The organism is Paraburkholderia kirstenboschensis (assembly GCF_904848585.1).
Classification (GTDB): Bacteria; Pseudomonadota; Gammaproteobacteria; order Burkholderiales; family Burkholderiaceae; genus Paraburkholderia; species Paraburkholderia kirstenboschensis.
Window position 1 is genome coordinate 1 of sequence record NZ_CAJHCR010000044.1, and the last position, 10,962, is coordinate 10,962.

Consider the following 10,962-nt stretch of genomic DNA (forward strand, 5'->3'; position numbering starts at 1 on the left):
CAATGCCGTGGCAAGACGATTGAACGAGCGTCCGAGAAAGACGCTGGGCTACGAAACGCCTGCCGAACGGTTCCAGCAAACTATTGCATCGACCGGTTGAATCCGCCACCCGGAGCGGCCGTTCAGGCCATCGTGGCTTCAATGGCTGCTTCCGATGTGCATCGGACGCACTGCACTTACGCATTCTCGGCTTGGGCACAAGCTCCGTCCGGAGTCGAAGTCTCAATGGCTTCCCGTTCAGGAGCACGAGCACACGATACAGATCGACGAGTCTCGTTAGACGCCGCATCCTCGCCGTGGTCATCGGGTGGCGCAAAGCGAACAGGTCATGTTGAGCGGTCAGCACCGACCGAAACCGGATTGTCGTTGCGCGTTCGCCCCTGCATAGATCGCAGCGTGGCGATGAGGCTGGATCCAGCCACGTGCTGAGCAATCGGGCTGGCTGAACCGTAGCCTTCCGCCGTGATGAGGATGTCCGTCAGTTCCTTGTCGAGTCGCGTTTCGGCGTTGGGCGTCACCGCGGTTTCGTGTCACAGTGCATTAATTTGCATTGATCACAGGTGTGGCGCTGTCCCTGCTTTCAGTTTATTGGATGTGCCCATAATCAGGGTTTACTCGCGCGGGTGAAAATGACAGAATCACCTTTTCTCAAGCAATTTCAGACACGAGAAATGGCCATCATCCGCATCTGGGTCTATGACGGAATCCTCGCGTCCGGCGTCGCAGGCCCGGTTGACGTCTTCAGCGCGGCCAATCAGTTTCATGCGCGCAAGGCTGCGACGGGCACGGCACTCGCGCCCAAATTTGTATGGCGCGTCGAATCCCTTGATGGGCAACCTGTCAAGGCTGCCTCGGGCCAGACCATTCAGGTCGACGGCAAGATCGACCCACGCAAACGCGCGGACGCCATTCTGCTGACGGCACCGTTTTTCTCGAATATCGACGAGTTCATCGGGGACCGCGGGCAATTGAAGGAGCTGACTTCGGCGCTGAGGCGCCAACGCAAGGCAGGGGCAGTGCTGGCGGCTTACTGCACGGCCAATTATCTGCTTGCGGAGGCCGGCCTGCTGGATGGCCGCGCAGCTACAACCCACTGGGCGAGAGCTGCGGACTTCGCGCGTCGCTATCCGCGTGTCGAAGTTCGTGCACAGGAAGTGCTTGTCGCGCAAGACGGCATCATCTCGGGCGGTTCCGTGACGTCGTATTTGAATCTCGCGGTGCAACTCGTCGAAACACTCGCCAGCGAAGAACTCGCCACGATGACCGCGAAAGCGCTGTTGATCGACATGAACCGGACTTCGCAGGCGTCCTTTGCAACGCTTCTTCACGACCACGGACATAGCGACACGCTCGTTGCGCGCGCTCAGCAGCAGATGGAGGCGACGCTGCAACAGGGATTCCGGTTAAGCGATCTGGCTGCATCGCTTGCGGTCAGCGAACGCACGCTCAATCGCCGTTTCAAGGAGGCCGTGGGTCTCGCACCTTTGACGTACCTACAGAATTTGCGTATCGAGGTCGCGAAGCGTTTATTGGAGACGCGGCCCATTGGGCTCGAGGCGGTAAGCCAACGTGTCGGTTACGGCGATATCAGCACATTCAGGCAATTGTTCAAGCGCAAGACCGGGTTGTCTCCGAGCGAATATCAAATGCGGTTTTCGCGGGCAGTAGCGGCACAGGTGGAAGGCGAGCAAGGCAGCAAACGCGGCTGAGGCGGCGTCTCTCGGCACAACACGCGAGCGCCCGCGTCATTTTATCCATTCCGCAACCTTGTTTGATACACCAGAACTCGCCCCCGAAGCTGCGGCTCGTCCGCAGCAGGTCAGATATCGTTGAGCCTTTCAAGCATAAATCTGTGCTGCGGCGGCATTCATGACCGCCGCCGTCCTCTCTACACTGACTCCCATGCCATACGACATGGCTAGCCAATCAACCCAGCTTCAAGGAGTCAGCAATGTCCCGTCTTACTACGATTAATCCCCAAGCCGCTACCGGCGTAACTGCCGAAATTTTCTCGCAAATCAAAAAAGCAGTCGGCAAGGTGCCGAACGCTTTCGCCACGATTGGCACTCACAGCCCGGCTGCCCTCAGTGCCCTGTTGTCACTGGACGGCGTGATCAGCAGCGGCAGCCTCAAGGAAGCGGATATCGAAACCATCAAGCTTGCTGTCAGCGAGGCTTCTGGTTGTGATTACTGCGTGGCCGCCCATACGCTGATGGGCAAGGTCGCCGGTCTGTCGCAGGAAGCGATGAAGCAGATCCGCGCTGGCGCCGCAACCGGTGACGCGAAGCGCGACGCACTGGTAAGTTTCGTCCATGCGCTCGTGAAGACTTCCGGAACGGTCGACTCCGCCAAACTGCATGCAGTACGTCATGCCGGCTACTCGGAACAACAAGTGATCGAAGTGTGCCTCGCCGTTGCAGCCATCACGTTCACGAATCTCGTGAATCGGGTGAACGATACAACGTTGGACTTTCCCGCTGTCGCGTAAGCGTCACCAAAGCAACGTCGACTATGGTTGAATCGCCGGTCGACGGTGAGCAGGGCGTCAGCTCGGCGCCCTGTTTGCGATGTTTGCGTTCCATCGGTTACGGCTGGCGTGTCGGGCGTCAGCCATCGCGATACCCGGCTCCGAAGACATCACCGAGATTGGCACGCGGCGTGGGTTCCCGTCCCGATACAAAGTGATCGCCTGTATTCGCCTCTGCGAACTTACGGGGCAGGTCTGACCATCGAATACGTTGTCGTGGGCGATGGCATGCGCCTGGCGCATTCAACATATCGTCGGAACGCAGAGTGTCGATCCGGCTGCAGTCACCATGCAGCGCATCCTTGACATGAGCGGGCGCAATAAGCCAAGGGCAGTACGTTCGCGCGGGAATGCAGGTGCTCAGGTAGAATCTTTTGTCTCTCGTTGCAACCACCGAATCCCGAGGCGCTCAGAGCGCCAGTTGCCGACCGGCGCAAGAACCTGCTCAAGCGGCTCATATGGATCTGCTAAGTCGAGTCCTCTCCCTCATTCCTGTCAGCGGACGTCTAGATGTGCGTTGCCATCTGGGCGCGCCGTGGGCGTTCGCTCAAGAGACTGCCGCCATTCGTGAGATTCCTTATCACGTGCTCTTGTCCGGAAGCGCGGTGCTGGAATATGGGAGCGCCGCGCCTGAACAGATCATTGCCGGCGACATCATCATTTTCCCAGCTGGTGGCGCTCACCGCATTCATGATGGCAGTGGAGAGTCGGCGATGCCGTTGATCGCACGGCAAAATGGGTCGCTTGTGATTGAAGAGAACGAGGGTTCAGGAGCCAAGGCCGACATCCTGTGCGGCCGTTTCCTGGTGGGTGCGGTGCCCGACCGCTTGCTGCGAGACCACCTACCGGACCGCCTCGTCGTGCGCACAACAAATACCGCACCCAACGACGGGAAAGACGCTGAACAATCAGCGGCGAGCATCGCCGGCACGCGTCTGGGCCGCCTGATCGAACTGATGAGGGAGGAGGCACTAGACGAGGGTCCGGGAAGTGAAATGCTGGTTAGCCATCTGTCGGCCGCACTGTTTGCACTGACTTTGCGCTTTGCGAGCGCAGGCCCGTAGGCACCGCACGGATTGCTGGCGTTGGCAGGACGCCCACGGTTGCAGGCGGCTGTGTCGGCCATGTTCGAATCGCCCGAGAAAGACTGGACGCTTGACCAGTTTGCGGCACTCTGCAATATGTCGCGGGCTACCTTTGTACGTCAGTTTCAGGAAGCGATTGGCCGTTCCGCCACCGACGTGCTGACCGAAGTACGCATGACGCTCGCAGGCCGTACCCTGTTGCAATCCGGGCTTTCCATTGCCGAGATTGGCGAGATGGTCGGCTATCAGTCGGATGCGGCATTCCAGCGTATTTTCAAGCGACTTATCGGCGTTACTCCAGCGCGCTACCGCGCCGCGGGCGGCAATATGTCTGTTTCGTAGACGCTTGCCCACGCCGCCGTTCAGGCGGCGGACTACGCTCTGGCGCTTTCTACTGGGGAGCAGGGTTCAATAGCTTACTTAACGGCTTCAATGGGCCTATTGGAAAGAGCGAGAATGTCATTAAGTGCGCTTTCCCCAAGGGTAGTGCCTCAAGCATTTCATGTGCTTGATCTACGTCCGTAACGTTCAGGATGAACGCTACGCCAGCCCGGTCTTGCAATGAATACCACTGGTCAATCTTGCCCTCGAGGTAGAGCTGCGCCGTCTCGCGAACTTCGTTCGGAAGAGTGTGCTGGACAAGTTGCATGTCCGTGCCCGGTGGAAAAGTACCAATCGCCAGGATCTTCGTGGTTGGCGTGGTTGGCATCGGAGTAGTTTGCGACATAGAAACTCCAGCAGATGAGAACAGCACTGAGGCTGTTACCAGGTTAAGAAAAAGGCGTTTCATCAAACCTCCACCATCGGCATGTAGGCGGAACCTTCGGCCAGTTGACCACGATGTTTAGTAGTAGCAAGCCCACGCGCGTGGAAGTAATCGAGGACGTCCGGGTGCCGCGACGTGAGCGGCTGATCCTCCGGTTCGAAGGCGGCAAGCACGATCGTCAGTCGCGCGGCCGGTCTGGTCGTGCAATTGGTGTTCGCGTACGCCATCTGGTGCATTCTTCATTGCAAATCCTCACTGGTGAATTGCTCATGCCCGAGCCAACGGCCGCGGATAGGCTGACATCGTAAAAACTGGAACGCGCATTAGCGGCGACTGCGTCGATGCAGCCCAGGCCCTTTCCCGCTTTCCAAGGCCGCTGACAGATCCACGAAGTCACCTTCCGTCCGCTACCCGCGCAGCGGTCGCAATCCCGCGCGGACCTCCTGCGCAAACAGAAGCGGTTGCTCCCATGCCGCGAAGTGCCCGCCTTTCTCAGGCCGGTTGTAATAGATAAGGTTGTGATATGCCTGCTCGGTCCAGCTGCGCGGCGCCTGATAGTTTTCACCGGGAAACGCACTGATGGCGGCCGGAACGGACACATCAGCGGCGGCATAAAAATTGGTGTGCGATTCCCAATAGAACCGCGCGGCCGAAACGCCCGTGTTGGTCAGCCAGTAGAGCGTGATGTCATCGAGCACGTCGGTCAGTGTCAGGTCGCCTGCCGAATGTCCGTTAACTGTTCGTCCAAGTACCGCCGACGTCATCGATGCTGCCGGTTGTCCGTAGCCGTCGGGGTGATCGACAAGCCAGCTGGCGAGCGCAATCGGCGAGTCCGCGAGTCCGTATAGCGTTTGCGGGCGAGTACCCTGTTCGAGAGCGTACGCACGCTTCTTTGACAGCGCGCTCAGTTGGTCGTATGCGAGTTTTTCCTCTGCGGAGAGTCCGGCCGGCGCAGGTGCGTTGACTTGCAGCGCTTTGGCGATATCCGCCGGAACCGTCGCCGGAAAGTTGACGTGAATGCCGATCAACTCGGGCGGCGCCTGCTTGGCCATCACGTTCGCGAGAATGCCGCCCAGATCGCCGCCTTGCGCGGCGAATTTCGGATAGCCCACGCGTTTCATTAGCGTCACCCACGCACGCGCCGTCCGCTCCGGCCCCCAACCCAGTTCCCTCGGTTTGCCGGAGAAACCATAACCGGGCAATGACGGAATCACCAGATGGAAGGCGTCCGACGCGCTCGCCCCATAGGCCGTCGGATTGGTCAGCGGATCGATGATCTTCAGTTGCTCGATGACCGAACCCGGCCAGCCGTGCGTCACCACGAGCGGCATCGCGTTTTCATGTTTCGAGCGCACGTGGATGAAATGGATGTCCACGCCGTCGATCTCTGTCACGAAATTTGGCAGCGAATTCAATTTCGCTTCGACCTTGCGCCAGTCGTAATCGGTAGACCAGCGATGGGCGAGTTCTTGCATCAGCGCGAGCGGGACGCCTTGTGAATCGTCGCTGACCGTCTCGCGATCCGGCCATCTCGTTGCCTTGATGCGTCGCCGCAAATCGACGAGTTGAGATTCAGGTGCGTGAATTCGCAGCGGACGGATCGCGGACTTGTCGCCACTGCCTGCCTGGGCGGCATCAGTAATGGCCTGATTCGTGTCTGCGAAAGCAAGTCGGCTAAATGAGCCTGCAGCGACGGCCGCCGCGGCCACACTCACGAAGCGGCGCCGGGAAAGGGATCGTGCAAGCATCTTCTCTGACATAATTTTCCTGATTGTCGATAAAGCGATGTTCTCGATGGTCGCGTTGTAATCTCACGCGCGACCGATTGCGATCGCGTTAGAACTTTTTCTGCGTGACAGCGAATGCGTTACGTAGCGATCTTGCCGCGAGTGAATTCGGCCGCGTGCAGTTGCACGAATTGCCGCATGTCCATCGGCGCCTGACCAGTGAGCCGCGATAAATCGTCGGTCATGCGGTCGTACCTTCCTTGCGTATGCAGCTCCGCCATCACGCCGAGATGGTCGACGAGGTGCGCCGGTACACCGGCTTCCCGCAGCGTGGTGGTCCATGCGGAAAGTGGCACGTCGCGGTAACGGATCGGCCGGCCCAACGCGTCGGAAAACGCGCGCGCATAGTGTTCAAGATCGGCCGACTCGGGGCCGGTCAGGTTATAGATCTGTCCGATGTGGGGAGCAGGATTGTCGAGAATGACGGAGACGGCGCGTGCCACGTCGACGGCTGAGATCGGCGAAGTGCGGCTCGCGCCGAGCGGCAATGCCAGCTCGTCGCGATCACGCACCCCCGCATCAGCAAGCCGCAGGAAAAATCCTTCGAGAAAAACCGTGGGCCGCATCGTGACCACCGGCAACCCGGACCATGCGAGCACTTGTTCCGCCAACCAGTGTTGTTTGTGCTGCGGGCTGTTGGTGCTCGCAGTGATGCTCATTTCCGTGACTGTCATTTGCGACATGTTCACCAGGGCTTCGATTCCGTGATGACGCGCCACGGCGGCGACGTTGGCCGTCGCTTCCAGATAGTTAGCCGAAATCGACATGCCGAAATAGATCCGCGCGCAACCCTCGATTGCGCGATGCATCGCGGCGAGATCCGTCAGATCGCCGATCACGACCTCGGCGCCGAGCCGACGCAGATCTTCCGCGCGTTCGTCTTCGCGGCGAACCAGAGCGCGTACCTTGTGCCCTTTGGCGAGCAGCATTTCCGTGACATTGCGCCCAATGCCGCCGATCGCGCCGGCCGCACCGGTGACGAGAATACGGCGTTGCTGGCTGGTTTGAATGTTCATGGTTTTTACCTCTGCATCAGTACTGGACAATTTATGCATATGCACACTTAAGGGCGATCGGGTGTCGGCGGAGTGCTTGTTCAGATCAGCTTTTCAGTGCTTGCTGATGATGGCCACAGGCCGGACCATCTAACGACGAACGGCATTGACAAACAACGTGCCGCAAGCCTCGTTCTAGAAAGTAGTTGAAGATCCACACCTGTTCCACCCGGATTCGAGCTGCGAGCAGCGTTTTCGCTACATCTGATCACGCAACCGTGGTGCGCAGATCGTCCGTTGCCAGTTCCGCAACCGGATTGGCGTGAACGGTACGTTCGTGAAAGTGTGCGGTCGGTGTGCGGTCGATCATCAGACTCAGCAGTTCTGGCCGGTTATAGTGGCCTACGGAATCCATCAACAACTTGCGCCGGTCAATCATCGTGAAGTCGAGATCGGCAATCACCTCGCCTTCGCCCGAGCGCAGCGGTTCGCCAATCAGCATGCCGTCCGGTGTCACGATCGTGGTGAAACAGCCGCCCGAAATGGGGCCGATTGCGCAACCCGTATCTTTCATGATTTGCGCCTGCTGATCGGCGTCGAGCCATGCCGTCGCATTGACGACGAAACAGCCCGACTCCAGCGCGTGCTGACGGATGTTGATTTCCATTCGTTGCGCAAATCCTTCGCCGAACGCCGAACCCGGATACATCGCTGAATGAATCTGCTCGCCGTCGGCCATCATCGCGTAGCGCGCGAGCGGATTGTTGTGTTCGAAGCAGGCAAGCTGGCCGATGCGGCCGACCGCGCTATCCACTGCGCGAAGACCTGACCCATCGCCCTGGCCCCAGACCATCCGTTCGAAATGCGTGGGCGTGATCTTGCGGCGGCGCTGGATCAGCGTGCCATCGGCATCGAAGAGCAATTGTGTGTTGTAGATGGTTCCACCATCACGCTCGTTGACGCCGATCGAAACCACCATGCCTGCCTTTCTCGCCGCCTCGCCAATCGCCTCGGTTGCGGCCGACGGCACGGTCACCGACTGTTCGAGCAGTCGCAGATGCTCGGTGCCGGAAAGAAGCTGGATGCCCGTCTGGACGGCCGCGAAGTACGGGTAATAAGGCACCACGGTTTCCGGAAAGGTGGCGAACTGCACGCCCTTCTGACCCAGCTCGTGAATCTTTTGTACGACCTTCGCGACGGTTGCATCACGGCTATAGAGCACTGGGCTGATCTGTACCGCGGCGGCTTTGACGACTTTCATTGCAGACTCCATGACAAAAGAGGATGGGCACGAAACGCCCGGGTGGTGTTGCATATGCAACATTCGTGACAAAAATTAGCTCGTGCGATACGGCAACATTCCCGCAATGCCCATCAGCGCGTCTGCGCCGACCGTGCCAACGAGCGCCTTGGCTTGTGTTTGTGCGGCCAACCATCCGGGGGCGGCGTCGCGCAGCAATGCGTGACCTTGTTGCGTGACCGAAAGAAGGCGGCTGCGGCCATTGTCTGCTGGTGCATCTTCGCGAACCAGTCCGCGCAACATCAGAGGCCGCAGATTTCTGGTCAGCGTCGTGCGGTCGTGGCAATTGCGGCGCCCGAGATCCGACCGGCTGAGCGGCCCGAATTCGACGATCAGCACAAGCAGCGTGAATTGTGACGCGTTGATGTCGAACGGCCGTAGTGCGTCGTCGTAGATCGAGGTCAAAACCCTGGAAATCTGCCGCGTGCGCGTGAGCAGACAGTTCCGTGCGATCTCGCCGCTCTCGGCGTTATTCGCTGCATGCTGAACATCTAATGACATGTCGGGTCCGTGTTGGATATGCAATGTAGTGAAGGTCAAATTTCAGAGTGCGTCGACGACCACGTGCTGTGAATACGTTGTTATTTCGCTGCCACATTCATTGCGTCGGCTTCGGGTCCGCTCAGATAGAGATCGCGAAATCGCTCATCGACCCTCTCCCACATAAGCTTCGAAAACAGCAATGCGGCGTTCAGCGGGCGATGATTGATCACCACGGAATCTGCTTCACCCTGTTCGTTCAAATGCGCGACAAGCAGCGTCTCGATCGGCACGCCCTGAATCTGCGAGCGATATGACTCCACGTAGAGCCGCTCACCTATTTCGCCCTTGTAGCTGTGCTGCTGGAATTCGTAGAGCGAAACGGCATGCTGAATGACCGCGAGGATGTCAGGCCGTCCTTCGACCGGCCGCTTCAGGACCGTCGCTTCAAGCGTCGCATTCGCGGCCAGTCTGGCAAGCCAGAACGGCAGGCCGCCGGCCGGCGTGAGAACTGGCGCTGTATCGTTGAATCTCATCTTGAAGCTCCGTCGATGTTCGGTGAGGCGATCATCGGTCTTTACGGAGGGTCGTGACAGTGGCAGCATCGCCATTATTCGAGGAATAACGGACATCTGCGCAAATAATCACAATCCGCATCTGGGTCTAATGACGGGACGCTGGCGTCGGGCGTCGCGGGCCCCAGCGACGTTCAGAATGCCGCCAACCTTCTGAACCGAAAAGCGATGGCGCGCGGGTCGAAACCGAGAGCAAGGGTTCCGGCTGAGCGCCCTTGCCAAGTGGCTTGCGGTCAGCAACGGACGCTGAACCGCCGGTTCAAACAGGCGGGTGGCCTTGCGTCTGTGACGTATCTGCAGAGCCTGCGCATCGAGATCGCCAGACAGTGCTGGAGTCGCAGCCTATCGGACTCGAATTGGTCAGTCAGCGCGTGGGCTATGGGAATACCAGTACGTTTCGAGAGCTGTTTAAGCGCAAAACGGGTTTTTCGCCGTACGAATATCAAATGCAATTTGCGCGCGCGTGACAGACGGGCGCGAGTCGCATAGCGCTGCCGATTGACAATCTGGCAGGCCGCGGACAGCAAACCCCTTAGAGCACAACTGCCGACAGTACTTCCAATAGCCGGCGGTGAACTGTCGTCTGAGCTTCCCGGAGCAGGATGCGTTCACCCCGGCCCTTGAATGGCCGTTTGCGGAGGCGGATGCGACATCCGAACGTCCAAACGGTGAGATTGGCGAATGACGGTTCCTGGCCGGCTGCTGCCCGAGGCGGCCGGTCGCAGCCGACGTCGTTCGCGCTGGCGGATGAAAACCAGCCGGCGGTTGAGAAATCAGGCAACGTCCATGGAGCAGCCCGTGGGTGCTGGAGGGGCGTCGGCCAAGAGGCCGCGCCCCTTTCGCCTCACGCTGTTTGGCCCGAACGCGTTGCCGCGTGTTCGGCCAAGAAGGCGTCGATCCCATGGCTGCGCGGGAACGCTTCCTTGACAGCGTCGTGCGTGACCGACCCGGCATCGAGCAGGCGTGTCAGCTCGTCTTCCCAACGCACAAGGCGGTGGGCGGCCATGAACTCGTCGGCCTCCTTGAAGCGCTTCAGGGTTCCGAGGGCGCGCCCGTTGGCGATGTAAAGATCTGCGACAGACGCGGTGCCGTTGCTGCTGGTTGGGATATCGACAGTGGCGGCAATGGCAACAATGCGGCTCAGCAGGCTTTCCTCGTCCTTTGTGCCACCGTAGCGCGACGAAGCCATGAACACCTGCGCGAGGTCACTGCCATAGGCACCGCTGATCAACAGCGCGTCTTTGCTCGCGCCCAGCAAATGGTCAGAACGGCTATAGCTCGGCGTGTAGATGATCCGGCGATACCCTTGGGCGTAGGCGCTTTCGATCGATGGGAGTGTTGATTTGCACCGCGAACTGACCCACTTTTTGCATCTAGAATTGACCCACCCCTGATGCTCAGAAACATCATTCTGGTGCGTCGATTTCCTCCTCTTTTTGTCGTTTGG

The 10,962-nt window shown here is 59.2% G+C and carries 12 protein-coding genes and 1 pseudogene; 4 read left to right on the top strand and 9 right to left on the bottom strand.

Going from position 1 to position 10,962, the window contains the following annotated elements; genetic code table 11:
- Positions 1 to 326 precede the first annotated feature (326 nt).
- Positions 327 to 518 (bottom strand): hypothetical protein, encoded by a 192-nt coding sequence (locus tag JMY24_RS37435; protein WP_121311111.1) that lies wholly within the window; start codon positions 516 to 518, stop codon positions 327 to 329.
- Between the two features lie 153 nt (positions 519 to 671).
- Between JMY24_RS37435 and JMY24_RS37440 the strand changes: the two genes are divergently transcribed.
- From JMY24_RS37440 to JMY24_RS39530, 4 genes are all read left to right on the top strand, one after another.
- Positions 672 to 1,709, top strand: coding sequence for a GlxA family transcriptional regulator (locus JMY24_RS37440; RefSeq protein ID WP_201704045.1), 1,038 nt, complete (start codon positions 672 to 674; stop codon positions 1,707 to 1,709).
- A 242-nt stretch (positions 1,710 to 1,951) separates the two neighbouring features.
- Positions 1,952 to 2,488, top strand: a complete 537-nt coding sequence (locus tag JMY24_RS37445; protein WP_201704047.1) for a carboxymuconolactone decarboxylase family protein — start codon at positions 1,952 to 1,954, stop codon at positions 2,486 to 2,488.
- Between the two features lie 497 nt (positions 2,489 to 2,985).
- Positions 2,986 to 3,591, top strand: coding sequence for a cupin domain-containing protein (locus JMY24_RS39525; RefSeq protein WP_328809340.1), 606 nt, complete (start codon positions 2,986 to 2,988; stop codon positions 3,589 to 3,591).
- Positions 3,592 to 3,651: 60 nt separating this feature from the next.
- A complete protein-coding gene (locus tag JMY24_RS39530) occupies positions 3,652 to 3,954 on the top strand; it encodes a helix-turn-helix transcriptional regulator (protein ID WP_328809341.1) in 303 nt (100 codons plus the stop codon).
- Between the two features lie 49 nt (positions 3,955 to 4,003).
- Here the strand turns inward: JMY24_RS39530 and JMY24_RS37455 are convergent, their stop codons facing one another.
- From JMY24_RS37455 to JMY24_RS37490, 8 genes and pseudogenes are all read right to left on the bottom strand, one after another.
- Complete coding sequence (locus tag JMY24_RS37455; protein WP_236597770.1) at positions 4,004 to 4,402, bottom strand: hypothetical protein; 399 nt, start codon at positions 4,400 to 4,402, stop codon at positions 4,004 to 4,006.
- Positions 4,402 to 4,605, bottom strand: coding sequence for a hypothetical protein (locus JMY24_RS37460; RefSeq protein ID WP_128596582.1), 204 nt, complete (start codon positions 4,603 to 4,605; stop codon positions 4,402 to 4,404). Before JMY24_RS37460 ends, JMY24_RS37455 begins: the two co-directional genes overlap by 1 nt.
- A 180-nt stretch (positions 4,606 to 4,785) precedes the next feature.
- Positions 4,786 to 6,138 (bottom strand): epoxide hydrolase family protein, encoded by a 1,353-nt coding sequence (locus JMY24_RS37465; protein ID WP_128596581.1) that lies wholly within the window; start codon positions 6,136 to 6,138, stop codon positions 4,786 to 4,788.
- A 107-nt stretch (positions 6,139 to 6,245) separates the two neighbouring features.
- Positions 6,246 to 7,181 carry an NmrA family NAD(P)-binding protein gene (locus tag JMY24_RS37470; protein ID WP_121311104.1) on the bottom strand — a complete coding sequence of 312 codons (936 nt, stop codon included), beginning with the start codon at positions 7,179 to 7,181 and terminating at the stop codon, positions 6,246 to 6,248.
- Between the two features lie 247 nt (positions 7,182 to 7,428).
- A complete protein-coding gene (locus JMY24_RS37475) occupies positions 7,429 to 8,421 on the bottom strand; it encodes a carbon-nitrogen hydrolase family protein (protein ID WP_128596580.1) in 993 nt (330 codons plus the stop codon).
- A gap of 75 nt (positions 8,422 to 8,496) precedes the next feature.
- The gene (locus tag JMY24_RS37480) at positions 8,497 to 8,961 is read right to left on the bottom strand and encodes a MarR family winged helix-turn-helix transcriptional regulator (RefSeq protein WP_128596579.1); all 465 of its coding nucleotides are present in this window, start codon (positions 8,959 to 8,961) and stop codon (positions 8,497 to 8,499) included.
- An 80-nt stretch (positions 8,962 to 9,041) separates the two neighbouring features.
- Entirely contained in the window at positions 9,042 to 9,476 is a 435-nt protein-coding gene (locus JMY24_RS37485) for a hypothetical protein (RefSeq protein WP_128596578.1), read from the bottom strand.
- Positions 9,477 to 10,359: 883 nt separating this feature from the next.
- Positions 10,360 to 10,962 (bottom strand): annotated as a pseudogene (locus JMY24_RS37490) (hypothetical protein); the annotation flags it as partial.